At 63.4% G+C, this 25114-nt stretch carries 20 protein-coding genes, 1 tRNA gene and 1 pseudogene; 10 read left to right on the forward strand and 12 right to left on the reverse strand.

Annotated features, from left to right (window positions below):
- The first annotated feature begins 6 nt into the window (after nt 1–6).
- The 4 genes from der (at nt 7) to OH146_RS00100 (ending at nt 4399) form a co-directional block, all read left to right on the forward strand.
- Entirely contained in the window at nt 7–1512 is a 1506-nt protein-coding gene (gene der / locus OH146_RS00085) for a ribosome biogenesis GTPase Der (RefSeq protein ID WP_265156149.1), read from the forward strand.
- Nucleotides 1513–1665: 153 nt separating this feature from the next.
- Nucleotides 1666–2727: a serine hydrolase domain-containing protein gene (locus OH146_RS00090; RefSeq protein WP_265156150.1), complete on the forward strand. Its 1062-nt coding sequence runs from the start codon at nt 1666–1668 to the stop codon at nt 2725–2727.
- Between the two features lie 37 nt (nt 2728–2764).
- Nucleotides 2765–3859, forward strand: coding sequence for an LLM class flavin-dependent oxidoreductase (locus tag OH146_RS00095; RefSeq protein ID WP_265156152.1), 1095 nt, complete (start codon nt 2765–2767; stop codon nt 3857–3859).
- Nucleotides 3860–3901: 42 nt separating this feature from the next.
- Entirely contained in the window at nt 3902–4399 is a 498-nt protein-coding gene (locus tag OH146_RS00100) for an NUDIX domain-containing protein (protein ID WP_265156154.1), read from the forward strand.
- Between the two features lie 49 nt (nt 4400–4448).
- Here OH146_RS00100 and OH146_RS00105 read toward each other — a convergent pair whose 3' ends face one another.
- The 3 genes from OH146_RS00105 to OH146_RS00115 all read right to left on the reverse strand — a co-directional run bounded on the left by OH146_RS00105 (nt 4449) and on the right by OH146_RS00115 (nt 8139).
- A complete protein-coding gene (locus tag OH146_RS00105) occupies nt 4449–5630 on the reverse strand; it encodes a TetR/AcrR family transcriptional regulator (protein WP_265156156.1) in 1182 nt (393 codons plus the stop codon).
- Nucleotides 5627–6808: a TetR/AcrR family transcriptional regulator gene (locus tag OH146_RS00110; protein ID WP_265156158.1), complete on the reverse strand. Its 1182-nt coding sequence runs from the start codon at nt 6806–6808 to the stop codon at nt 5627–5629. Before OH146_RS00110 ends, OH146_RS00105 begins: the two co-directional genes overlap by 4 nt.
- A 110-nt stretch (nt 6809–6918) precedes the next feature.
- Nucleotides 6919–8139 carry a TetR/AcrR family transcriptional regulator gene (locus OH146_RS00115; RefSeq protein ID WP_265156160.1) on the reverse strand — a complete coding sequence of 407 codons (1221 nt, stop codon included), beginning with the start codon at nt 8137–8139 and terminating at the stop codon, nt 6919–6921.
- A 253-nt stretch (nt 8140–8392) separates the two neighbouring features.
- On the opposite strand from OH146_RS00115, the gene OH146_RS00120 reads away from it, so the two are divergent.
- The 6 genes from OH146_RS00120 to OH146_RS00140 all read left to right on the forward strand — a co-directional run bounded on the left by OH146_RS00120 (nt 8393) and on the right by OH146_RS00140 (nt 15188).
- Nucleotides 8393–8466, forward strand: a tRNA-Pro gene (locus OH146_RS00120).
- Between the two features lie 438 nt (nt 8467–8904).
- Complete coding sequence (locus tag OH146_RS00125) at nt 8905–10404, forward strand: competence protein CoiA family protein (protein ID WP_265156162.1); 1500 nt, start codon at nt 8905–8907, stop codon at nt 10402–10404.
- A 645-nt stretch (nt 10405–11049) separates the two neighbouring features.
- Nucleotides 11050–11361 (forward strand): hypothetical protein, encoded by a 312-nt coding sequence (locus OH146_RS00130; protein ID WP_265156164.1) that lies wholly within the window; start codon nt 11050–11052, stop codon nt 11359–11361.
- On the forward strand, nt 11316–11687 hold the full coding sequence (locus OH146_RS14065) for a helix-turn-helix domain-containing protein (protein WP_491059816.1): 372 nt from the start codon (nt 11316–11318) through the stop codon (nt 11685–11687). Before OH146_RS00130 ends, OH146_RS14065 begins: the two co-directional genes overlap by 46 nt.
- Before the next feature lie 50 nt (nt 11688–11737).
- Nucleotides 11738–13114, forward strand: a complete 1377-nt coding sequence (locus OH146_RS00135; RefSeq protein ID WP_265156166.1) for an SIR2 family protein — start codon at nt 11738–11740, stop codon at nt 13112–13114.
- Nucleotides 13107–15188: an ATP-binding protein gene (locus OH146_RS00140; RefSeq protein ID WP_265156168.1), complete on the forward strand. Its 2082-nt coding sequence runs from the start codon at nt 13107–13109 to the stop codon at nt 15186–15188. Before OH146_RS00135 ends, OH146_RS00140 begins: the two co-directional genes overlap by 8 nt.
- 135 nt (nt 15189–15323) lie before the next feature.
- On the opposite strand, the gene OH146_RS00145 is transcribed toward OH146_RS00140, so the two are convergent.
- The 9 genes and pseudogenes from OH146_RS00145 to OH146_RS00180 form a co-directional block, all read right to left on the reverse strand.
- Complete coding sequence (locus tag OH146_RS00145) at nt 15324–16100, reverse strand: hypothetical protein (protein ID WP_265156170.1); 777 nt, start codon at nt 16098–16100, stop codon at nt 15324–15326.
- Nucleotides 16101–16622: 522 nt separating this feature from the next.
- Nucleotides 16623–17036, reverse strand: a complete 414-nt coding sequence (locus tag OH146_RS14045; protein ID WP_372508441.1) for a tyrosine-type recombinase/integrase — start codon at nt 17034–17036, stop codon at nt 16623–16625.
- Nucleotides 17012–17527, reverse strand: a complete 516-nt coding sequence (locus tag OH146_RS00150) for a site-specific integrase (RefSeq protein ID WP_265156172.1) — start codon at nt 17525–17527, stop codon at nt 17012–17014. The genes OH146_RS14045 and OH146_RS00150 overlap by 25 nt, the downstream gene beginning before the upstream one ends.
- A 691-nt stretch (nt 17528–18218) precedes the next feature.
- On the reverse strand, nt 18219–19973 hold the full coding sequence (locus OH146_RS00155; protein WP_265156174.1) for a UvrD-helicase domain-containing protein: 1755 nt from the start codon (nt 19971–19973) through the stop codon (nt 18219–18221).
- Entirely contained in the window at nt 19954–21531 is a 1578-nt protein-coding gene (locus OH146_RS00160; protein WP_265156176.1) for an ATP-dependent nuclease, read from the reverse strand. Before OH146_RS00160 ends, OH146_RS00155 begins: the two co-directional genes overlap by 20 nt.
- A gap of 63 nt (nt 21532–21594) precedes the next feature.
- Nucleotides 21595–21759: pseudogene (locus OH146_RS14050) on the reverse strand (AAA family ATPase); the annotation flags it as partial.
- Between the two features lie 514 nt (nt 21760–22273).
- Complete coding sequence (locus tag OH146_RS00170; RefSeq protein ID WP_265156180.1) at nt 22274–23053, reverse strand: hypothetical protein; 780 nt, start codon at nt 23051–23053, stop codon at nt 22274–22276.
- 1 nt (nt 23054) lies between these two features.
- Nucleotides 23055–23411 (reverse strand): hypothetical protein, encoded by a 357-nt coding sequence (locus tag OH146_RS00175; RefSeq protein ID WP_265156182.1) that lies wholly within the window; start codon nt 23409–23411, stop codon nt 23055–23057.
- A 51-nt stretch (nt 23412–23462) separates the two neighbouring features.
- Nucleotides 23463–24335, reverse strand: coding sequence for an AbiTii domain-containing protein (locus OH146_RS00180; protein WP_265156183.1), 873 nt, complete (start codon nt 24333–24335; stop codon nt 23463–23465).
- Between the last annotated feature and the right edge of the window lie 779 nt (nt 24336–25114).

The raw sequence follows: 25114 nt of genomic DNA on the forward strand, positions 1-25114 counted from the left end.
CTTCACATGCCAGACAACGACGACTTCCCGGAGCTCGACGAGCAGCTCGCCGAGCGGCTTGCCTCGATCCCCGAGGACGAGGCCGCCATCCGGGCTAATGCGCTGCGCGCGGGCCTGAGCGAGTATGAACTCGAGGATGAGGACATCGACCTGCTCGAGGCATCCGAGTTGGACCTCGACGAGATCACCTACCTGCCGGCCCTGCCCGTCCTCGCGATCGTCGGGCGGCCCAACGTGGGCAAGTCCGCGCTCGTCAACCGCATCCTTGGTAGGCGTGAGGCCGTCGTGGAGGACACGCCGGGCGTGACGCGCGACCGGGTCACCTACAAGGCCGAGTGGAACGAGCGTCGCTTCACGCTGGTCGACACGGGCGGCTGGGAGCCGGACGCTCGGGGCATCGATGCCTCGGTCGCGGCTCAGGCCGAGGTCGCGGTGGACCTGGCGGACGCCGTGCTCTTCGTCGTCGACGCCAACGTGGGGGCGACCTCCACAGACGAGCACGTCGTGCGGATGCTGCGCCAGGCCAAGCGGCCCGTCATCCTTGTCGCCAACAAGGTCGACGATATGCGGCAGGAGCCGAACGCCGCCGAACTGTGGAGCCTGGGGCTCGGCCAGCCCTGGCCCGTCTCGGCTCTCCACGGCAGGGGTGTCGCTGACCTGCTCGACCACGCCCTCGAGGTGCTGCCCGAGGTCTCGGCTGTCGCCAAGGAGGAGGTCGGAGGTCCCCGCCGCGTCGCGATCCTCGGCCGCCCGAACGTCGGCAAGTCGAGCCTGCTCAACAAGGCGGCGGGGGAGGAGCGCGTCGTCGTCAACGACCTCGCCGGCACCACCCGCGACCCCGTCGATGAGCAGGTCGAGATCGCAGGCAAGGTGTGGCGCTTCGTCGACACGGCGGGCATCCGGCGCCGCGTAAACCTCTCGCAGGGCGCGGACTTCTACGCCTCGCTGCGCACGAGCGCTGCCCTGGAGAAGGCAGAGGTTGCCGTCGTCGTCCTCGACGTGACCGAACCGATCAGCGTGCAGGACCTCAAGATCATCGACCTCGTGCTTGAGGCGGGGCGCGCACTCGTGCTCGCCTACAACAAGTGGGACCTGCTCGACGACGAGCGCCGCGTCTACCTGGAGCGGGAGATCGAGCAGGACCTCGCCCACGTCGCGTGGGCGCCTCGCGTCAACATCTCCGCGAAGACGGGCCGCCACCTCGAGAAGCTCGTGCCCGCGCTGGAGACGGCGCTCGACTCGTGGGACACACGCATCCCGACCGGCAAGTTCAACGCGCTGCTCGCGGAACTCACGGCCGAGCATCCGCACCCGGTGCGCGGTGGCAAGCAGCCGCGCATCCTCTTCGGCACGCAGGCGGCGAACCGGCCGCCCACCTTTGTGCTCTTCACGACCGGGTTCCTCGACCCGCAGTACCGTCGCTTCATCACGCGGCGCCTGCGCGAGATCTTCGGCTTCGAGGGCACGCCCATCAACGTGAACATGCGCGTCCGGGAGAGGCGCAAGCGTTAGCGCGCGGCGAAGGCCATTTCTGGCCTTCGCGCCGGACGCGCCGCCGGCCGTCTCGGCCGCGGGCCGGGAGAGGCGCAAGCGTTGAACTGAGCACTCGTCATCCCCCCATTGGGGGTTGGTGGCGCATTCTCGCGCCCGCTTAGACTCGCGCTCGTGGCCGTCGACGAATCCCGAGTCCGGTCGGTGCTCGACCGCTTCTCGGAGCGCACCGACGTGGGTTCCGTGTCGTTCGCATTCAGCCACCCGCGTTCGGGCTGGTCGATGATCTACGACAGCGACAGCACCGCGCGGCCGTACTTCATCGGCTCCATCACGAAGCTCTATACGGCTGCGATCATCATGCAGCTGCGGCAGGAGCGGCGGCTCTCACTGGATGACCGCATCACCGAGTTCCTCGATGCCGACCTGGTGTCGGGCATCCACGTCTACCGCGAGACGGACTATTCGGAGCAGATCACGGTGCGGCAGCTGCTCTCGCACACCTCCGGTCTCGCCAACTACCTGATGCAGCCGCGGGATGACGGCGGTTCCGTCTTCGGGGACGCACTGGAGCGGGACCGCGGCTGGACCTTCGAGCAGGCCCTCGGCGTGGTGCGCACGATGCGACCCGCCTTCCCGCCCGGCACCTCGCACCGCGCCCACTTCGCCCACAGCAACTACGCACTCCTCGGCCGCATCATCGAGTCGATCACGGACGAGCCGTGGGAGGCGGTAGTGGTGGAGCGCATCGTCGGCCCTCTCGGTCTCACAGGCACCTGGCCGTTCTCGGTCGGCGATGTCGACCGCTATGACGGCATCTCGCCCGTGCTGCACGGCACGCGGCCCGTGCGCCTGCCCCTCACGATGGCTTCCGTGCGGGCACAGGGTGGCATCGTCTCGACGGCGGAGGACGGCATCGTGTTCCTCCGCGCACTGCTGGCGGGCGAACTCTTCGACCTCGCCTTCGTGCGCGAGATGACGAACGAATGGTGGCGGCTCGCCTTCCCCACGCATTCGGGTCTCGGCATCATGCGATCGCGCCTGCCACGGCTGGCCAGCCGCGGGGGTCCGCGCGAGTTCCTGGGGCACGCCAGCTCGACGGGCGCCGTGCTCTATTACGCGCCCAGCGACGACCTGTACCTCTCGGGCACGATCAACCAGATGCAGAACGCGGAGGTGTCGCGCCGGCTGCTCGCGCAGTTGTCCGTCGCGTTCCGCCGCGCCCACCTCGGGTGACGGAATAGCGGGGCGCCCCGCCCCGTTGAGTGGGGTGATGAGCTCCTCGACGAACGACCCCGCCCCGCAGCATCCGCTTCGCCTCTCTGTGCTGGATCTGATTCCGGTGCGCAGCAACCAGACATCGGCGGATGCTGTCGCCGCGACGGTCGAGCTGGCCCGCGTGGCCGACGAACTCGGCTTCGAGCGCTTCTGGGTCGCGGAGCACCACAACATGCCGGCCGTCGCCTCGACGAACCCCGCGGTGCTCGCGGGAATCCTCGCGGCGAACACGCGGCGCATCCGCATCGGTTCGGGCGGTGTCATGCTGCCGAACCATTCCCCGCTCGTCGTGGCGGAGCAGTTCGCGATCCTGGAGGCGGCGTTCCCCGGGCGCATCGACCTGGGGATCGGGCGCGCGCCCGGCAGCGACCCGGTCATCACAGGGCTGCTGCGCTCGAGCGGCACGACGAGTGACGTCAACGCCTTCGAACACAACATCAACGACATCCTCGCGCTGCTCGATGCGGAGGGCGCCGCCCTGCAACTGCCGAACGGTCGCGCGTACTCGCTGAGCGCGACCCCGAAGGCGGCGAGCGTGCCCACCATGTGGCTGCTCGGCTCGAGCGACTACTCGGCGCGGCTCGCGGCGCGTCTGGGGCTGCCCTACGTCTTCGCACACCACTTCTCGGGTGAGGGAACCGAGGGGATCCTCGACCTCTACCGCAGCGGCTTCGCCGATTCGGGGGAGGGCGCCCGCCCCACAACCTTCCTCACGCTCAACGTCTCGGTTGCCGCGACGGCGGAGGAGGCGTTCGCGGCCGCCCTGCCCAACCTGCAGCAGATGGCCCGCCTTCGGACGGGCGCCCCGCTGGGTCCGCTCGCGACGGTGGAGGAGGCCGCTGAGGCGCAGCTTACGGCCCCGCAGCAGCAGATGGTCGACGCCATGCTGGAGCGCTGGGTCATCGACGAACCCGTCGCGGCGGCGCGACGCATCCGTGGGCTCGCCGAGAGGTTCGGTGTCGACGAGGTCATGGTCGTCCCCGGCCTGTCGGCGCGGTCGACGGATGCTGCGAACTCCTCCCCGGGGCGCATCGAGTCGCTTCGACTGCTCGCACGCGAGCTCATGCCCAGCGAGGGTCATGCGGCGTAGCATCCGCAGCGTCGTCACGGGCTCCCGTGAGAGAGTGGAACGGTGACCCACAAACCGCCGTTCCGTGCCACATCGTCGGGAGACGGGTGGGTGGAAGGCGCCGACGGTGCCCGGTTCTGGGGACTCTTCGGTGCGGCCGGGTTGCTCGCGCATGACGCGGGTCGCGGCATCCTGCTGCAGCACCGTGCATCGTGGAGCCACTTCGGGGGCACCTGGGGCCTGCCCGGTGGTGCCCGGCATGAGGGGGAGTCGGCGTTCGACGCGGCGACGCGTGAGGCGGCGGAGGAGGCCGCTGTGCCGGGCGATGCTCTCGTGCCCCTCTTTGAGAGCGTGCTTGATCTCGGCTTCTGGTCGTACACGACGGTCGCGGTGTCGGTGCGGCGCCCCTTTGAACCCCATATCGCGGATCCGGAGAGCCTTGACCTGCAATGGGTCTCCCTCGACGAGGTGACGGCGCTGCCGCTGCATCCGCTCTTCGCTGAGGCGTGGCCGAAACTGCGCGAGCGGCTCCAGGTGGACCCGTCGGCGCAGCGACGCTAGCTCGGGCTGCTAGTCCCTAGGCCGGCCGCTGGTCGCTGAGTCAAGCCTTTCAGTGCCGCAGGCTTGCCATGACGGCGAGCACGAGGCGTTCGATGCGCGCTTCCGTGAGTTCGCCCCGCTGCCACTCGAGGGCGCGACCCAGGTCGTTGACGATGCTGAGCCCGGCGAAGACGAGGAAGCTCGCTTCGGGGGTCGACAGTTCGGGACGGGCCTCGAGCAGCGTGCGCACCCAGTAGCCGACCGTCTCGGTCTGCATTCGCAGCATGTGGTCGAGCTGTTCGCCCTGGAGGCGCCGCCCGTCGTTGAGGAAGACGGTCATTCCGTCTGGTTCCTCGAAGGAGTGCCTCACATAGTTGTGGCAGAGGGCCGCGAGCACGGCGCGCGGCCCACCGGGGAGCGCGAGGGCGTCGCGGTTGATGCGGGCGAGCTCTAAGTGGCCCTCGAGGCATCCCGCGTAGAGGATGTCGAAGGTTGTGCCGAACTCGCGCTCGATTGCCTCGCGCGGTTCGCCGGACGACGCGGCGATGTCGTCCATTGTCACCGCGTCGAAGCCGCGTTCTGCGAAGAGTGCGATGGCGGCGCGGTGGATGCGCCAGCGTGGGGCGTCCTCCGTCTTCCAGGGGAAGTGCAGGGTGGGTCCGTCGATCACATCCGCCGAGGTGGCGGGCGCACTGTCGACGACGCGCATCGCGGCGGTCGTGAGCAGGGTGAGGATCTTGGGCTCGGGGAGGGTCGTCGGGTGGATCGTAATGCTTGCCAGGGCGCTGTGTGCGGCGGCGGCGATGAGGGAACGCTCGTCGCGGGAGAGCTCGGGGCGCATGACGGCGAGAGGACGGACGATGCGCTTCTGCAGTTCGGTGAGGAGCGCCCGATTCTCTTCACGATGGTCGGGGTGGAGGTGCCGCACCTCGGCGCGGTAGAAGCCGCTTGAATCCCGACGGGCGATCATGATGCGGGCTGTCGCCTCGATGACGGCGGCGATCTGGCTGCGGGCCTGGCGGGAGTCCCGCACCTCGCCGCTCGCGTGGTCACTCGCACTCAAGGTTGCCGCGGTGGTGCTCAGGACAGTCTCGGCGAATAGCTCGTACTTGTCGGGGAACTCGGCCGAGAGCTCCTGCATGCCGACACCCGCGTCGGAGCAGATCTCGTGCAGTGTGGCTCGCATATACCCGCGAGCAGCGAAGGTCCTGGCGGCGGCATCGATGATGCGGCCTCGGTCGGGATTGGTCACCGAATGGAGGCCATGACGATGCTCGCGCATTTTTCAATCTTGTTCGTGTCGGTGATGGTGGTGCTCCACCGCAGGAGGCGGCAGAGGTCGCTGATGACGTTGAGGGCGGCGAAGGCGAGGAAGCGGGCCTCAACATCGCTGAGTTCGGGGCGGGCGTCGAGGAGCGCCTGCGTCCACGTGCGCACCGAGTCTTCCTGCAGGTCGAGCATGGCCGTGCGGTTGCGGTCGTCGAAGTTGCGGGCATCCGCAAGGTAAATGGTCATGAGCTTGTAATCGGAGGCGTAGTGGCGCACGTAGGCCTGGCAGAGCCCGATGAGGGTGTCACGCGGGGTGGCGCTGGTGTCGATTGCGCGACGCATGTCGTATTCGAGAGGTTCGTAGCCGCCGATGCAAGCGTCCGCGAGTAGGTCGGAGAGCGAGTCGAAGTGCTGCTCGGCGTCAGCGAGCGAGATGCCGGCCTCTTGCGCGACATCCGCCATGCTGACACCGCGGTAGCCGCGCACGAAGCAGAGGTTGATGGCGGCGGCGACCAGGGCGCCCCTTTCGCTCGTGTCGCTGTGCCACGCGACGGAGCTTGCGGGCATTCCGACCTGGAACTCTTCGGCGGCCGGTTCGCTGTCGAGGATGCGCATGGCGGTGACGGTGAGGAGCGTCTGCAGTTTGGGCGCCGGCAGGTTGGTCTCGTGCACCGTGATGCTTGCGATTGTGCTGAGAGCGGCTGCGGCGAGCAGGTTTGCGTCGTGCTCGTTGAGGCGAGGCCGGTGCCGCATGAGGGGTTCGCGCACGCGGCGGCGCAACTCTTCGAGGTTCGCGCTGAGCCGTTGTGCGTCGTCCCGCGACAGGTATCGATATTCGGAGCGGTAGAAGCCGCCGGTGGAGCGAGTAGCGATGGCGACGCGGGCGCAGCCGTCGATGATGCGGGTGATGACGGCGCGAGTCTGTCGCGGGTCGTTGCTTTCGATGCCGTCGGTTGCGCGCAGCATGTCGAGGCTCGTTGCGAAGACGACTTCGCGGAAGAGGTCGTATTTGTTGGGGTACTGCTCGGCGAAGGTGCGGGAGTCGATGCCGGTCTCGGAGCAGACCTCTTCGATGCTTGCGTCGGTGAAGCCCCGCTGGGCGAAGATGCCGGCGGCGACGGTGCGGATGCGGGCACGCAGCGCTTCGGCCGTCTCGGTCATGGCTGAACCTGTCTGATGCGTGGCCTCGGGCATCTCCGCTTCCCTCTCCTCGGGGGTTTCAGTCACGGTCTGGGGCCTGCCTGTCGTGTGCATCCTGCATCTTCCGCTCTCTACCGGCCGCCGATGAGCGTCGCGACGACGAGGCGCTCGATCTTGGCCATCGTCTCGTAGTCGTACTGCCAGTCCAGGTGAGATCCGACGTCTTCGACGATGTTGAGGGCCGCGTAGACAAGGAAGCGGGCTTCGGCGTCAGCAAGTTCGGGGCGAATCGCCTTGAGGTTCAGAAGCCAGGGACTCATGAATTTCTCGTGCAACTCGTCCGCGCGTTCGGCGTACTGCACGGGGAGGTGGTGGGCGTCGAGGATGAAGATGGTCAGGAGCTTAGGGTCGCTGAAGAAGTGCTCCACAAACTTGTGGCTGAGGGTGAGCAGGATGTCGCGGGGGAGGGGCCCGGCGGCCCTCACGGCGCTCCCAATGGCGTCGCCCATGGCGGCGGAGCCTGTCGCGAAGGCTGCGCTGAGGAGGTCGGCGGTGTTGCTGACCTTTCGCCGGATAGCCCAGAGCGGAAAGCCTGTTTCGTGGGCGATGTCCTTCAGCGTGACGGCAGAGAACCCCTTGCGGTATACGAGATCGATTGTGGCAGCGATAACACGGCTGGCTTTGCTGTTGTCGCCCATCCACGGTGGTGTGTGGCGAGGAGCGAATTCCCCCGTCGTCGCGGTCAATGCCGAATGGCTCTCGAGCAGACGCATGGCGGAGACGGTGAGGATGGTGCGGAGCTTCTGGTCGGGGAGCACGGTCGGCGCCGAGCCCGCGGTGGTGATTGTGCTGGCGGCGGCGATCGAGAGAAGCTCGATGTCGCTGCTGTCTAGGGTGGGGCGAACTCGTTGGAGGAGGGCGGCGATGCGCTCGTGCACTGTCGTCTGGATCTCGTGCAGTTCCCGCTGGTCGTCAGCGTTCAGATAGCGGTAGTCGCCGCGCACGAATCCTGCCCTCGTGCGGCGCGCGACGTGCGCCGCGGCAAGGCTCTCGAGTGTCGAGACGAGGAGGGCTCGGGCCTGGCGGGAGTCGCTCGGCACGCTGACCCCGATCTCTGTCGCGGCGAGCATGCCCCGCGCGCTCTCGAGCATGCATTCGCGGAAGAGGTCGTAGATGGTCGGAAAGTGACGCTTGACCGTGTCGCAGTCGATGCCGGTCTCGGAGCACACCTCTTCGAGCGACGCGTGGGCGAAACCACGTGTGTCGAAGAGGGTTGTGCCTGCGGCAATGATGCGTCGCCGCGTCTCCGTGAGCGTCTCAGCGGGGCGGGTGGCGGAACTCGGGTGGGACATCGGGCTTTCCCTTCGGCAGATGCCTTTAACACAGTGAACCACGACGGCTGCCAGATTTGGGGGTACAAGCCACCCCAGAAGGGGGGCGGATAACGCTGGTTCTACCGGCCAGACGGGGTACAAACGCGGATGCCCGTGGTACCCCGTTTTCTCGCCCTCCGACGAGCTTCCGCAGCCCCTGTGTTCGGAGACGGCCGCGAAACGCGCTAAGCTATTCCGGTTGCTTCTCGTGCGAGCGGGAGGCGGCAAGCCACGGGCTGTGGCGCAGCTTGGTAGCGCACTTGACTGGGGGTCAAGGGGTCGCAGGTTCAAATCCTGTCAGCCCGACAGTGTGATCTCTCAAGAGATCGGCGACAGGTCGAACCCATTGTGTGGGTTCGGCCTTTTGTCGTTTCTGGGGTTTGTCGGGTTTCGGGGCTGGTAGTCGCGGCTGGGGTCGAGGGTGAACTCGCGCGTCTGTGGCGGAGGGTGACGGTGCCGCTGGTGTCGAGAATCACCGCGATTCGGCAAGAATTTTTGGTTTCTCCACCGACATCTTCTTTCCTGCTGATCAGAACGCAGGATGGACCATATTTCGCGCCGACCAGCTCCAAGCCTCGGTAGGCTGCCCGGCTGAAACCGTGAACAGTTTGTCTGCCAGCAACATCCGGTAACCGCGGCGCCGCATGGGGATTAGCGTCCCTAGGCAGCGGCCGAGGAGACGCCGGAGGTGGATCCCTCGAACGTGGGCTTACGGGCGTAGCGGCTCATCGTGAGGATGTTGACATGCCGATCACCGCGTTCTTGGGCAACGAAGCGCTCGTGAGCACCGAGCTCAGCCAGGCTGATTTCGATGGGCTCAGAGGCGAAACGCAGCTTCAGTTTCGTTGCGGGGTACGTGCCATCCCTCGACGTTCGGGCGCGGGATTTCCGCACTTCTACCATCAAAGCCTCGCTGAATGCGACTTCCCACACACGAGTCCCGAGACTGACGAGCACCGCGCTATCAAGTCGGCGATCATTCGTGGCGCCTTGGCTGCAGGGTGGTCCGCGGAGGAAGAGTTCCCCAACGAGGACCGGACGTGGATTGCAGATGTCCTCGTCTACAACGGCTCCAGGCGTATTGCCTTCGAAGCCCAATGGTCTAAGCAAGATGACGAACAATTCCGTAGTCGTACCGACAGGTACAAGGACGCACGCATGGAAACAGTGTGGTTCTACCGACATGCGGACCCGCAACATGTAGCTCGCCATGGCATCATCCCGGTCCAGAAGCGCAGCGACGGCATCATCGTCACACACGGCACCAGCGAGGAAGACCAACAGACGATCGAGGACGCTGTCGAGGCGATTCTTAGGCGCACAGCGTGGTGGAAATTTCCGAGCTCCTTCCCACAAAGGACTGTGCACCGCTGGTTCGCCGTTCCGTGCATCGCATGTGGCGTCGTCAATGTGTGCTCCATTGACAGGGAGCGTCGTATCTCCTGCACTCGCTGCCTAAAGCTCATCACGAGCCGCATGGATGCAGACCTTGCGCAGGCGCGGATTGCAGCGGCAGAGGCTGGATTCCCTGAGGTCGCCAACCTCGCCGGAACCGCCTGCGGGGCATGCGAGCATCAAATCGGACCATGGGCAATCGAAGTCGGCCAGAAGGTCGCCACCTTCCGGCATGTTCACGACAGCGACGGACCGCTTCCGGCGCATTGGTGCATTCCCGGACACAAGGTCGACACCTACGCCGACGCCGTATCAGCGCTGACCACTCCCGCCGCACCTCGATCTGCAACCGCTCTGTTGCAATCAACCCACGCAGCCAAGGTGCGCAAAGACATCGCCGAGGTCGGACGCCGATTGCAGAAAGGCGCCCAATCAATCAGGGAGAAGCAGGAGGAAGCCAGGAAGAAAGAGGAGAGAAAGGCGTTCCTTGCCTCCCCAGCCGGAGAACAGTGGCTTCGAAAGAAGCGCTCGGAGGAGCAATCCCGTCGCGACAGGGAAGCACACCGTTTGAGGCTCGCGTTCGCTGAACAGCAGAGGGCAGAGGAAGAACGCCGGATCAAGGAGTTCGCCGAAGCTGAAGCGGCACGGTCGGCGGCCGGTCAACTCACGATTCGCGAGACACACGAACGCACCATGCTTTTTCGGGAACGGTTGCGCCTGAATGGGAGCGCGGCGCATGACTTGGTGGAGCAGCACGGTCAACTGGCGGAGCGGTGCCCCTGTACGGACTGTGAGGACTTTCGTTCCCGCCTGTCGGCGCACACCATCAACGCGCTCTTCGCCACGTAGTCGGCGTCACTCTTTGTCGTACGGATGCATCGCGAGATCCCCCTGACATTCACCGAGGACGGATGGGCGAGGCTACTCGGAGCGCATCAGTCGTCATAGTGGGTCAAGCGTTCCGCTGAGCAATGCAGGCAGCGCCACCGGGTTCAATGCCCTGGGGCCGTTCAATCGCACGACTGACCTCGCCGCGCGGCAGGGCCGGCTGGAAGCCGACGTTGTCCAAGACCTCGAGAACCACCTGTTGCTCGGCATCACACTGGCCGACGGAGTAATCGCGCTTCCTTCAGGTCAATTCGATTCACGAGGCCAGCCCCTGCCAGGCCTTGCCGAGTTGTTCGAGCTCTACGGCACGGACGACCCAACAGGCATGGCTTTGCTCCTACTCACACCGACGCCCGTCTTCGACGGGGCCACAGGATGTCAATGGCTACGCGATGGGCGCAGCGCTAGCGTGCGGGAGATAATCGTTCGCATTCGCCGCGCTCTCGAATCCTGAGTCACTCAGTGGCCTGAGTATGCGATCCCGACCTGGTCTGATCTGTCGGTCCGTGCGATGTCGTCGAGACAAGGAGTTGGTTATTGCCGACTCATCAACAAGAAGCTCCCCAATCGCACAGAGGGAAGCGAGGTCTCCGTACCGTCGAAGCCATGACACGCAAAGAGAATCAGGATGCCGGGGCAGTTGAGGAACTCACGGTAGAACTCGGCGGCGTATGGAGAGTCTCGACACTCTCAAGTCACTACGTCTTCGACCTCGACCAAATGACAGTTACACGGTACCCCGGCCCGACAGCAGTGAGTACGGTCCACGACACCCCTCGGCGACTCGCGACCATCGTTCGTTGTGCGGTGGGATCAGGAGGCTACTGGACGATGACTCCCGCCGTCGAGGGACCGCTGCAGCTGCAAGAGCTATGGTCTGCCTCAACTCTCATCACGAGCATCGAACGCATGCGGTGAGCGCCCGCCAGCTTCGGCGCCGCGTTCCCCGTGAACAGTTGCCTCGCACTCTGCAAGCGAGGATCGACAGGACATGGCAAGAAACCATCGACGACTCGTTCTCGTCGCGGCAGGTGGCGAAGCTGCTGGGGCTGAGGCCCTCGGCTGTACGTCGCTGGCGTCGACAGGGAGCGCTCTACAGCTTCCGCGACGGATGCAGATGGCGGTATGCGTGCTGGAAGTTCACTGTAGACGGCACGATCCCTGCACTCGCGATGGCGCTTACCGCAGCGCCGTCGCGACGACACGGCGAAGTAGCCGAGCTGACATCACATTTTTTCCGATAGCGTGACACTCAGCACCTGCGTTGGGTGCAGCAAGTGGGGGAGTCGGCATCATGGTTGATCTGGATTCCGGCGGCCCGGCGTCTGGCCTGTTCTTGTCCGGCGGAGTGGTGAAGTCGCGCCTCGGCGAGCAAGACCGTCACATCGTCCAAGATCACTTTGCTTCGCTGCTGCAGGTCCAGAACCTAGTAATCCTGGTCGGCTCCGGAGCGTCCTTTCACTTGGGCTCGCCCCAGACCCGAAATCTGGACAACACCGCCGTCCAAGCGCTGATCCACGATGCCGGCCAGGAAATCGAATCCAGTGACGGCGATCTGCTGGCCTTCCTGAACCCAGGTGACAAAGGGGATCTTGAGAAGCTTCTCAACGGTCTGCAGCTTGCTGCGTCGCTCGCTGAACAAGCGAGCCTCTCGGAGGTAACATTCGGCACCGGAGAGCACTCCAAGAGTTTCACGAAGGCGCAGATCGACAAGCTCAAGGGCAAGATAAACGTCGCCTTTGCTCACGCTTGCCAGCTTCCTCGGGCGGGTTCAGGTCCGAAGGACCCCCTTGCTGCTCACAGACAGTTCCTCTCTCGGATTATCCGAAGCCGGAGAGCCAACCTCCCTCGTCCAAAGGTATTCACCACGAACTATGACCTAGTGATTGAACGTGCACTCGATGAGCTCGGCTACCCCTACATAGACGGCTTCAGCGGCACGGTTGACCGACGCCTGAATCTTGCCTACTACGGGCTCGACTTCCACCGAGTCGAAACGACCTCCCAGCAGGTAGTGGCCCGAGCTGATAGCGCGCTGTACCTTCACAAGATTCACGGGAGCCTCAACTGGAAGGCGGTTGTGGGGGGCGCCTCAGGTGTGACGACCCTGGAAGTAGTGCAGGTCAGAGAGGGAAGTGCCACGGTCGAGGAGCCGGTTCTGATCTACCCCACAACTGCGAAGGAAGGCGACTCTCTTTCGTACCCGTACTCGGACCTCATGAGACTGCTGAGCGACGCGGTCCAGCAGAATGACACCGCCGTTGTCACGATCGGATACGGGTACGGTGATCCGCACATCAACCGCATTCTGATTCGCAGCCTTGCGATCAACCCAGCTATCAACATCCTGGCCGTCGATCCGTATGCCGTGATGGGGAAAGGCGCTGACCTTACGAAGGCGCTCCTCGACGATGAACTCGTTGGGAGCACCCTCGCAGCGCGGGGACACGCGACGCTTGACACTCCTGTTGGTGCGCTGGCTGCAGCAGACGATTCGCGGATCGCCGTGCTAACGGGGAAGGCGGGCGAATTTGTACACATGGTCGATCTCCTTCCTGAACCAGGACTGGACTTGAATGTCAACGCCCCTGCCGCAATCATGACTCTTATCGAGTCACTCGAACGGTTCACTGAAACGAACACCGCGATGGGTGCGTCTAACGATGAGTGAGGTCGGTGCGATTGGCCGAGTCACTGCGGTTCAGAGCACGACCATTCGGGTTTCGCTGGAAATCGGAGCGAAGGGTTTTACCAAGGTTGGTCCCGACGGGCTTCAGACCGTTGGCGTTGTCAACTCCTACATCACGGCTCCGGCCGGCGCGCACCGCGTGGTCGCCATCGTCACCGGGGTCTCGATTCTGAGTCGTCATGAATCCGTCACGAGTCGGGGTCTGCTTAGTGAAGATGACCAAGCCTCCTACGAGCTCGAAGCGGCCGTAGTCGGTCGCTTCGAGGGAGATAGGTTCAAGTCGGGGCTCACTGCCTACCCGTCGCTTCACGCCCCAGTGAGGACCGCAACCCCCGCCGAGGTGAAGAACATATTCCTTCCAACGGAGGTGCCATCGGTTCGCCTCGGGTCGTCCGCAGTCGCCGCCGAGCAAGACGTGTATCTCGACGCAAATCTCTTGCTTGGACACCACTGCGCGGTCGTTGGATCCACGGGCTCGGGGAAGTCTTGTACAGTCACCGCCATCATCGACGGTCTCCTCGACAATGACATTGTTAGTGGGCACGTCGTCATCTTCGACATCAACGGCGAGTATGCCCAGTCTTTCGCCCGCGGAACCGCGCGCGGAAACAAGACGCGCACGCTCATACTTGGTCCTCGTCCCGGTTCACAGTCAGGTCTGTTCCTACCTCACTGGTTTATGAATAGCGAAGAACATCTAGCGCTCTTCCGAGCAAGTGAGGGCGTGCAAGCCCCAGTGATTCAGCGAGCTGTTGCCGACGCCCGTCTCGCAGGTGGGTCCGCGCAGTCCGAAGCAGATCGACTTGATAATGTGCGAAGCACTCTCGCAATCGTGCAAGCTCTGTTTGCAAATTCCATGGACGGGGAGAGCCCCGCGCTTCGCCAGCTCGAAGAGCTCGCCACGGTGGTGGCCGACCAAGCCGCATCCGACTCGCCCATTAAGGTCCATTGGGAAGCGATGGCCTCCCTCTTGTCTCAGGCCATTGCGAAGTCAGGCCTACTGCCCAATAAGAGATTCTCTCCGCTCACCGCGTCTCATCGCGACGTTCTAAGTGAACTTATCCGAAATATGAACGTCCATATTGTCGCTTCGCTCGGGGAACTTGGCCTCGGTTCCGGCGCCACGGGTGCCGACTTCGACGCGCCCGTTTACTACGATCTCCAACAGCTTTGCGACTACTTCCTTCCAAACCGAATACAACTTGAGCAGGCCAACGACAGCAAAATTGCCAGCTATGTTGCAACTCTTCAGATGCGGCTTAGTCGACTGCTCGCCGACGGCCGACATGACTTTATGACTCGGATCGAGAAGCATGAGGACCCTCTAGGGTCCTACCTTCGGGTGCTAATGGGTGAGGACCCTACACGCGGCGACTCGACGTCGGAGTGGCCGGCCGCGGAGAACTATCGATCTCAGGCGTCCTCCCACGCGACCGGCGCCTCGGTCACAATTTTCGACCTCAGCCTGGTCGCGAGCGACGTATTAGAGAACGTCACAGCGCTACTAGGACGGATCCTGTTTGACTTCGCGGTGAGAAGTGACCCACGGGCCGAGCACCCTGTTCTGCTCGTTCTGGAAGAAGCGCATCGCTTCGTCCCCGCTAGACGCGATCTCGCCGGGACGGGAAGTAGGTCCACTGCAGTGTTCGAGCGGATAGCTAAGGAGGGCCGCAAATTCGGGCTCTCGCTACTGCTTGCCAGTCAAAGGCCGAGCGAACTTAGCGAGACCGTTGTCGCGCAATGCGGAACCGTCATTGCTCACCGTCTCACGCACGAAGCCGACCAGGCTCTCCTCCGTCACGCGACTGCCTTTAGCTCCCGGGCGCTTCTCGACCAGCTCCCCGGTCTGGCGCAGCAGCACGCGCTCGTTATCGGGGTGAGCACCGGTGTTCCCGCAGCAGTGCGTATCCGCGACGTGTTCAATCCGCCAATGAGTAATGACCCGGACTTCATAGCCAGTTGGACCGACAGCTCCAAACTGGACGGTCTTCCCGCGCACATCGATCGCGTAGTTGCAGGATGGCAGGGTGAGTCTTCTCCTGAATCCGAAAGCTAGCCCGAGCATCCGCGGGAGGCGAGGTCGACCATATGCTAACTCGGTCCGGCGAGTGGCCGAGAGGTCCCTCCGGCAACAACCGCCTGCACGTCCGAAAGTGGTAGATGCGCTGATGACGGCAAGCGCGAACGGAATCTAGAGCGGACGGTTCTCGATCCGCGAAGCCCAATACGTTCGTGTGAATGGCATGGCGACCGCGTTCAGGGATTCGTTGGGCTCTGCGGGCGTACGTTCAAATGACTTGATGCGCCACGCGCCGGCGTTGTCCGCCACAGGTTCGACGAAAGTGCCGCCTTGGATCACGTTGTGAACCTCGATTGCACCGACGTCGCCTGGGTAGATGTAGACGATCGACGCCATGTTGCGCTCTTCGCCCGGTTCGCCTTGCTGACGGACTCTTGCAATCTCGATCCACTCCGACAGCGGCTGGACACGCTTAGCCCACTCCGTGTGGGTACCTCCAGCGTTGATGACGACCTCATGACTGCGGTCCTGGGTGTCGATACGAACACGGGCACGGCGCGGGCCGTCGTTCGAGATCGAGATCTCCACTCCTACTTGTAGCGGCGTGTTGTTGTCCCTAGGAGTCGTGAACTCGTCGCCAGCCTTGACCTCCGCTGCCGTCTCTTTGCGACTGTACCGATCAGTCTCGGTGACATCGGTCCGCCAGACCTGCGTACTCTGCCGCGTCACCTCGACGGTGAGGCGGGGCATCTCGGCATCGATAGAAGTGCGTTGCGCATCAGCGCGGAGTATCTGTCCGTGCTTGAACTCGTCCCGGGCAATCTTGAGCGTGTCCTCCGTGGCCTCGACACTCTTGCGCGTGAGCCGGATTTGCCACGCGATGAAGATCACAGAAGCCGCTGTAGCGATCGCGGCGCCCAGCGTGCTCCACGCTGTGAGCGTCTCCACGGGATTCGGCTCGGAGGAGGCAATTAGCATGCCTACATACTCGCAGCGCAAACGCCTCGCGCCGTGCGACACACTTTCAGCGATTGTCCTAGCCTCTCCGAGAGGCCACCGGAAGCTCCGCGGGACTCCTTCGTGTAAGGCGCCCATGAGTATCCAGGCATCTCGTCTGAGGGGCGCTCTGCTCTAGAGCGAACCCTGCAGCGACGCTGCAGGCACCTCCGTCACTGCCTGCAGCAGGCAAAGGGGTTCCTGGACGATAACGCTGGCGCGCCAGACAGCAGACCCGGAAAAGAGGAAAATCCGGAGAGGTGTAGAGGAAAACGGATTTCAGGTGCAGAGACGACGCCCATGTATCAAGGGCAGATCGAGTTCTTGGAACAGCCCACCAGAGAGAAAATACCCGATCAGAAAATATTCTTGAGAGGTCGTGAGATCGGTGTGCGCGCGGGTCTTGTGCCCAAGATCGTACCCGTTGAACCCCTTGACTCGACATGGTCAAGGGGTTCAGGCGTTTCTAGCTGCTCATCGCGGCCTCCCGAAGTGCTCATTCATCCGTGCTGCAGCATTTTGCAGCGCGGAGTTGTCGGTGTGAAGGTACGTACGCGTCGTCTCGACCGACGCATGCCCGAGTATGTCGCTCACAACATGAATGGGAATGCCGGCGTTGGCGAACCGAGTGGCGCCCGCATGCTGGAGGTCGTGACGGCACAACCCCGGCAATCCCAAGAATGCAACCAGTTCGTCCCAGCCGGTTGCGTCACGTAGTGCTGCCGTGGTGATGACACCACCACGCGGCCCGCGCAACAATGGCAGGTTGCGTGCCCGTTGCACTGTGAGTCTGCGCAACACTGGTTCGAGCGACTCAATGATCGGCACGCCGTGCGCCCGACGCCCCTTCGGAGGCTTGATACTCAGGCCACCAGCACCGGGAAGCACTGTCGTTCGATCGTGATGACCTTGCTCGCCCAGTCGACGTTGCCGACGAGGAGCCCGCCTACTTCCGAACCGCGTGCGGCCAGAAATGCACTGAGCAAAACGTGGTCGCCGTAACTTGGTTGGATCTCGGTGCACGCCTCAGCGATTCGCACGACATCATCGGGCCCAGGAATCAGCTTCGTGCGCGGAGCCTCCAGGTTCGCGCGGTAGCGCCTGTCGGCGCGGTCGCGCACAGGATTGCGAGCGATGTGATCATCGCGCACCGCTTCATCGAGCACCCGCGTCAGAGCGGCGATCGTGTTCTTGAGTGTGGAGCGGGAGTGTCGTCTCCCAGCTGTCGATCGCTCGGTCGACGCACCCCGTCGTGATGTCGCGAAGGCGGATGTAACCGAGCGCGGGGAGAACTCTGAGCCGGAGGCCAGCTCGGTATCCGGCTGCAGTCGATGTCGGATCGACACCGCGAAGGAACCGGTCGCCGATCGAACGGGCATAGTCGCTGGGAGTGATGAGCGGATCGATGGCTCGGCTCGAACTTGTGCGCATGAGCTCGAAGAACTCCCGAGCGGCAACATCATCATCGACCGTGACCGATCGACCCTGGCGTTGATGCGACAACGGATCCGTCCAACGGACCCGGGCGCGGATCCGGGAACGGCGGCGGAGGGTGTCGAGGTGGCGGGGCACTCCGTGCGGTGGCAAAGCAGGATGATGAACAGTCATCCGATTGAAGATCTCCCCAGATCACTGCGAACATAATGCGCTCCGCGAGGATGTGCGGCGGGCTGAAGCGAAGCGCCTTGGCGGATCATCCTAGGTTCCACCTTCCCGAACTAGACGCCAACGCATAGCCTGTCCGTTCTCCGCTCTTAGCCAGTCGCCGCGGCATGCGTCTACGATCATGCTGCTGGTCTTGCTCTCAAAGTCGATCGTCATCGGCCAGAGGCTCTTGTAGAAGAGGGCGCCTGACGGCGCGGTTGGGTTGTTCCGTCGGGCGGGAATGGCACCGCCGCCCGATACGCCAGGGGTTGGCCACTGGTGACGTGTTCAGGTAGGCGGCTGACGACCGGCGTCGGATACGACGCGACACCATCCGGGACGCTTTCGCCCAAGTCGCTCGCGTGCAGCGATGTGGAAACATGGCCGCGCGGACCCTTGCCAACGTCCGGGGCGCCTCTAATTCACCTACTGGTCGGCAACGTGATCAAGTCTGAGCGTGAGAAGAGGCGAGGGAGCGCTCTTCGGCGTGATTAGCGTCGCGCGCTTCTTTGCCCGTGTCACCGCAACATTCAGTGCGTATCGCGCGGACTCCAAATCTCTCCGAGTCGGGGTAAGCCTGAGCAGCGGGTCGTATCGCTCTTCGTAGATGATGACCTCGTCGAATTCGCGGCCCTTGGCGCGGTGGATGGTCATGACGATGAGATCTCGGTTGCCGCGTTTGCTGCTGGTGAGCTGGTACTGCAGGACGGCGTTCCGAATGGTCCCGGCTGCGCCCGCGTAGAAGCCGTTCGCGCGCCACGTGTCGGCGAGCGATGTTTCGATGTCGGAGCCTCGTGTGACGAAGTTGAGCATTCGCACGTATCCTGCCATCGGCTTGATCTCGGTCGCATCGGATGCGGCGAGCATGCTGACGATGGTGAGATAGTCGCCGTAGACGTATCCGGTCCGGGCGTTCTTGAGTGAGCCGTCCACGATCTCACGCAGCGCCTTGACGATCTTGACATTGACGGGCTTACCGGCTCGGAGCTTGGTGGCGTAGCCCTCGAGGCGGTCAGTGGTGGCACGTGCGGTTGCTGAGAGCTTCGTGGACTTCGTTCTCAGATAGTGGGCCATCGCATCGCACACCGTTGCGTCGCGGTCGGTGTCGTCGTCGTAAATTTGGAGAATTGCGCCGATAAAGATTAGAGCGGCGTACCCCTCCTCCTTCGTCGTGTGGATGTCGATGCTGAGGGCGGGCAACTTGGGGTTGTCCTGTGGCTCGCTGATGTAGTCGTAGGCCTTGACGGCAAGGGCGTTGGTAGGCGTGAGAATGGCGATCGTGCCGCCGCCATCGACCCGCAGTCGTTTCAACGACGCAAGGAGCGTGAGCTTGAGCGTCAAGAGGGGAGGGAAGTTGCTCGAGAGCAGGTCGACCTCCTCGTAGGGAGGCTCGAAGTCTCCGCGAAGCACGTCGCGACCGAACCGGGTGATCGAGCTGCCGGGGCTGCGCCAGTTCCACTCGGAGAGATCGATATGTAGTGGGGCGAACGCGTCGTCGAAGTCAGCGAAGCGGGTTTCGCTGGAGCCTTCCACGAAGTCGTAGATGCGTTGGTCCGGGTCGCCGAGGGCGATGAGTTGTGAATGTTGGCCCAGCGTCCTGACGAGCGCCCATTGGTCATCGGTCGTGTCCTGGAACTCATCAAGGACGATGAGCGGGTATGCAGAGGTGTATGCCTTTAGCAGCCAGGGGCTGCCGGTGAGTATCTCGTTGGCAAATCCAGCGAAGTCGTCGAACCCGACGTGTCCGAGCATCTCGAACTGGCGCCTGAACTCGACGCGTAGGTCAGCGTTGGAGTCTTGAAAGTGCGAGCGGAACGCGTTCTGTTCGGCCTGGGACATGATCTTCACACCGCGCGGTGCGCCGAGAAGGTAACCGTGGCTGCGAAGGATGGTCCACGCAAAGCTGTGGTAGGTGCCAACCTCGAGGCGCTGGCGGTGATCTCTCGCGAGCTGGTGGGTGGCGTGTTCGGCGACACGATCGACGGTGGCGTTCGCGAAGCTCAGAAAGAGGACCCGCGCGTGGTGGTTCCCGAGTCCCTCGTTGATCGCAAGAGCAGCTTTTCTCAGCGCGACTGTGGTCTTCCCGCATCCTGCGCTACCGGTAACCATCACCGGGCCTTGCGCCGTCAGCAGCGGCTCGATCGCGCGCTCGTAGGCTTCGTCAGGTTCCGGGGCCGCCACCATCTGGTTCCTTCGCGGCTCCCACATGGGCGCCGGGCTCATCGCTCTCCGCACCGGCCTCGGCTACCGCGGGTGCGAGAGCTTCGCTCGCCTCTTTCAACCCCTCAAGAACCGACGCCATCGTCGGCGGGAAATCCGGTTCGGCGAGCCCAGAGACGAGGTCGGCCGCGAAGCGGTCGCCTTTGGTCTTCGGCAGCAGCTTCTTGAGTGTCTCGGCATACGCGCTGTCCGTGCCATCTGCAGGTTCTGGCACGTGGGCAGGCCACACTCCGTCAGCGACGAGTGCATCAACGTACGAGCGTTGGGCGGAGATGGGCACCTCGGCAAGGACGAGATCTTCGAAGCCGGCGTACGGCTGCTCGAATGCAATGTCGGAGCTCGCTTCAATCTCAGCGAGACGATCGACGGGCTGTTGATCGAAGACGGAAGCCACATTCTTCCCCAGGCCGCGGAAGAATGCAGCGAAGCCGGCGACGTTGGTTTCACCTTGTGCATCGAAGATGGCCCAGCCGCGCGTATCGAGCCGCGCGAATCGGGCCGGGTTGGCGCGTGCGGCGGTCTTGGCGAGAGCAGCATACGAAGCAGCCTCAGTATCGCCCTCAGTAACAAGAACTCTGCGAGCGAGCAGGGCTTCGCAGAACCTCGTCCGAATGCCGGTGCGGAATGCCTTGACGCGGAGGGAAGCGGGAAGGGTGACCCGAGTGCCGGATAGTTCGCCCGTGCTGTGCGTGCGGGAGGTCACGGTCATTTGCTCGGGCTCGAACTCCTCGAGCACGTACGGGGAGTGAGTTGTGAATATGGCCTGACCGCCGAGCGCGAGAATCAGATCGACGACCCTCTTCTGTGCAGTCGGGGGCACCGAGATCTCCGGCTCCTCGATCGCGAAGATGACGCGTCCGTTGCGCTTCTGCGCGATGAGGGTGAGCATCGCGATCACCAGCGAGTTGATCGTGCCTGAACCCTGATGGTTGAAAGGTGCCGCGTAGCCGGCCGCGCCCGTCGCCATGAACGATCTCAGCACCCTGCGGAGATCTTCACGCGTGAGCTCAGACACCCGAAGATGCGGCGCATCCGCCCATTCGGCGGCGACGATCTGTTTCATGGCCTCATCGATGCTCGAGAGAATCTGGCCGAACTCAGGATTCTCCTCGCCGGCCACTGTCACGCCGCGGAGCTTCTCGAGCAGGTTCTCCCACATCTGGACTTCAACTTCGAAGGCGCGAAGCACAAAGTCGAGTAGTGAGCCGCGCTCCATCGACATGGCGCGTGTTCCGGTCCTCAAGGCACGGAGCAGGAGGAAACCGAACTCGCGCTTATCAGCCGATCTCGCCTCATTCGTTGGACTGCCCGCATCGTCTTCAGGGCTGCAGAACCATGTGCGCCCCTCAAAGTCGTCTTCGTCGACGTCGTACCGTCCAACGAAGCGGATTCGCACGCAGGGGAGCGCATCCGAGTCCAGCCCGGGCAGTGTTGACAGCAGCGTCCTGTTGGCTGCGTCCCAGAACTCGAGGTTGTTCCGAAATCGAGACTGAAGTTCCTCGTCGAGGTCGACGATCATGACTTCGACAAGGATCTCCTTCGCGAGGTAGGCGCCGCTATGGAAGTCATGCTCGTCGATGACCGGGCGACGGAACATGCGATCGGCGCCGAGAGCGAGCTCGACGGCTTCGAGAAGGGTGGACTTGCCCGAGTTGTTGTCGCCGAGAAGCACAGTGTCTCCCGCAAGCGAAACTTCGGCCTTCGATATGCCGCGGAAGTTCTCCACAGTGATTTGCGCTAGGTGCATGATCCCTCAATCGGTGACGCACAATCGCTCGGTTCACCCCGATTGTGTGCACTTGCATGATCTCAGGTGCCCACGCTGCGCCCGGCACGACTCGCGCGGCGCTTCCCGTGCGTCGGCCGTTCGGTCGCCTGGGGAATCCGCAGAGCGACTGCTCGTCGCGAGCCTGAAACTGGAAGAGGCCCCCTCCCGGGGGCCTCTTCGTTGTTCGTTAGCTCAAGGTGGCCAGCGGGGTCGCAAGGACCCCAGCTCCCGTCGCCCAGATCGTTTCGAGCAGATACTGCCAGAACTTTCGTGGGGTCTTGGTCGTGCTGTTGGTGTTTCGCTTCTGAACTGGATTCATAGGCTTCTCCTTCCGCTTGCCGGTTCGGCGTTCACTGAGAAGGCGCACGAGAGCAAGGATCAGGACCACCGCTAGCCACACTGCGCCGAGCCCGAGATTTTTGGTGGGCTCGCTGGCACCTTGAACCAACGACGTTCCAATAGTGGCCGATCAAGGCGTTGTTGTCGACTGCTATTAAAAGGATCTGCTGCTCAGTGAAGGTGACTCGGCTGCAACCAGTCCGATCTGATTGGCTGCGTGCTCGATCATTGAACGGACGGTCGCGATCAAGGCTGGCACCTCGTCGGCCTCTACTCCTAGGACGCCGTCACCGTACCTCGCGGCCCCTCGTTCTCTCCGGAGCCGCTGGAGCGTCGCGAAGAAGCCTTCCGGCGTATTACCAAGCCGTTCGTTCTCACGCAGCCACCGATCTCGCACGTTGTGGAACTTCGTCTCCTGCGACTGCGCGAGCATCTGCGCCTGTACGGTGAGTTCCGCCGCGGAGAGGAGATTGTCGACGGCTGGTCGCAGTGCGAACTCCCGGACCGCTTCGACCGCGTCGAGGTAGTCGTCGGCAAGGCTGAGCAGCTCGGCACTGCGCTGTTTGTTGTAGCGCAGGTCGAAGGCAATGTGTGCGGACTCTCCGACGATGATGTAGGCCAGCCATCCACTGTTCGGGTGGACATCGATAGGCCAGAAGGCTTCGGGGCTGCTGATGTTCTCTGCAGTCACCGGATCGCCCTCCTTGATGGGCGCCGATGCGACCGCCCGCGCCTGCAGCGACACCTCCTCATTGATTCGGACGATCGGTGCACCACCCGATGGCGGGAGTTCAACCACCGCGCGGTACACGTGCGCCCGCGTGAGCCCGGTTGCGCGCTGTTCGAGGTCGCGATCAACCCACGTTGCGAAAAGGTTCTCGACGAGATGCTCACCGAACGTCTCGTCGCCGCCAGGTAGTTGGAGATCGCTCATGTCAACGCAGAAGCGTGACAGGCAGTTCGACCTGCGTATCGTGACCGTTGACGTGTGCATAGGCCTCGATCGTGCCCACGGCGTCGAGACCCAGACTCGCGTCGTTGAAGTGCACCGTCACGGCCTCATCCGTAACTGTGACGGAGGAAGCCTCGTAGTTGGCCTGCGTGGCACTGGCATTGTCGAAGACCCACGCCGTGATCGCGTCGCCGAAGCGAACGCCGAGTCGTTTTCCGCCGTTGCCGGTCGGGTCGTAGTAGTAGATGCCATAGCCGAAGAACTCGACATCGCCGAGTTCGACTGGTTCCCCGAGCCCCCAGGTGACGGTGACGCTATCGGCTCTTACGTCGGCGAGCACTGATGTGACTGTTCGGGGTGTAGGCGTGGTCATGGCTTCCTCTCGATTACTTCACCAGATCGGCAGCTGGAGTGCCGCGATGACTGTTCCCGCGATCGTGGCAAGTCCAACGGCCGCTGCGCCGACGAGCTTTGCCCGCGTCGAGAAGCGCGGCTTCGCTTCTTCCTGGGTAGCAGTGATCGTGCTGCCGTCCGCGGCCTGTGCGATGCTCACGCGGTTCCCGCGCCCGTTGATCACGAAATTCACGGCGTTGGCCGCCTGCGTTGGGGTTGGTAGGTTCTGGCCCTGTGGGGTTGCGGAGCGCAGTTCGGCGATGAGTTCAGCCAAGCGAGTGCGAACCTGGTCGAGCACGCCTGCGAGCGCGATAGTGCTGACGCTCCAGTAGAGCGCGGTGATGTGGCCGTTCATCTCCCGGGTGCCATTTATATAGGTGACGAGGTCTGGGGCACCCGGTGGCTGGAGCTTGACTATTCTGTCTTCTCGGTGCTGATCCACCATGCTGTGGATCTCGTTCACGCCCATTCGTAGTGGGACCTGCTCGTTGACTTCGTCGCGAGCGAAGTCGGGAATGTCCATCGCGCCGATTGTCTGGTGTCGCACGATTCCACCTGGAACGGTGCCGTCGATCTGTAGCGGAGCGGTCACGGTTCGATACACGGGCAGCTCGACGTCCCGCCCGTAGCCACGGAGCTCTAGCGACGCCCAGTTGCGGAGCTCGGGCGAGCCCGCGTTTCCGCCGAGCAGGATGAGTTTGCGGAGCAGAGTGTCGAGCGGCTTCTCATCGAGGAGGTCACCCTCGATTTGCGTCATGAGATCCGCTGGCCTTTTGATCACAACCGAATTATCTCCTCCACCACCGACACCCCGGGGAAACCAAGACGATGCCGAAGCGGACCAAAGGGGGAGCAGGACCGTCTTGCTCATGCATGTCACTGAGCATCGCGTGGCGGGCTGTCGATGCGTCGCGGGGGAGAAGGGCAGGCACGCCCTTATCCAGGTCAAGCCCGAGCACGCCGGCCGGACCTCTGTCTATCGGCGCCTCAATGAAGCTCCTTGTCAGGCTCCCGAGCACCTTCGCGGAGGGGGACCAGTTGGGGACCAGAATCATGCACACCATGCATCTCGTGACGTGCTCTGCATCATCTGGGGTCCGGAATCACGCGATTTTTGGCCTCGACGGCGCCGTCTGGACGCCTGGGGGTCAAGGGGTCGCAGGTTCAGATCCTGTCAGCCCGACAGTGTGATCTCTCAAGAGATCGGCGACAGGTCGAACCCATCGTGGGTTCGGTCTTTTGTCGTTTCTGACTTGCCCTAGCTCAGGGCTGGGAGTCATGACGGGGGTCGAGAGCGAGCTCTTGGGGGATCCGGCCGGTGACGGGATTGGCGATGCGGATGTCGCGATCCGGATGTCGCGACCCGGATCGGAGATGCTCGCCCCAGTCCAAGGCTTTTCCTCTGGGTTAGATCGGAGCAGTCTGCGCGACGTCAGAGCGCGCCCCGCGGAGTCCTCTCTTATGCGGACATGCGCGGGGGACATTTTTTGACAACCCCTCCGACGACCCCTGAAAACTCCGCACTTTTGAAGCATGACCCCCGTTGTGGGGTCATGTGCAAGGTGATTTCTCATCGATAGCTTCCCGGTCATGTGCACGCGTTGGGGGTGCACCCGACCGATTGGCAACTGATGCCTCCTGCCGCTCGTA

Source organism: Homoserinimonas sedimenticola (assembly GCF_026094475.1).
Classification (GTDB): domain Bacteria; phylum Actinomycetota; class Actinomycetes; order Actinomycetales; family Microbacteriaceae; genus Homoserinimonas; species Homoserinimonas sedimenticola.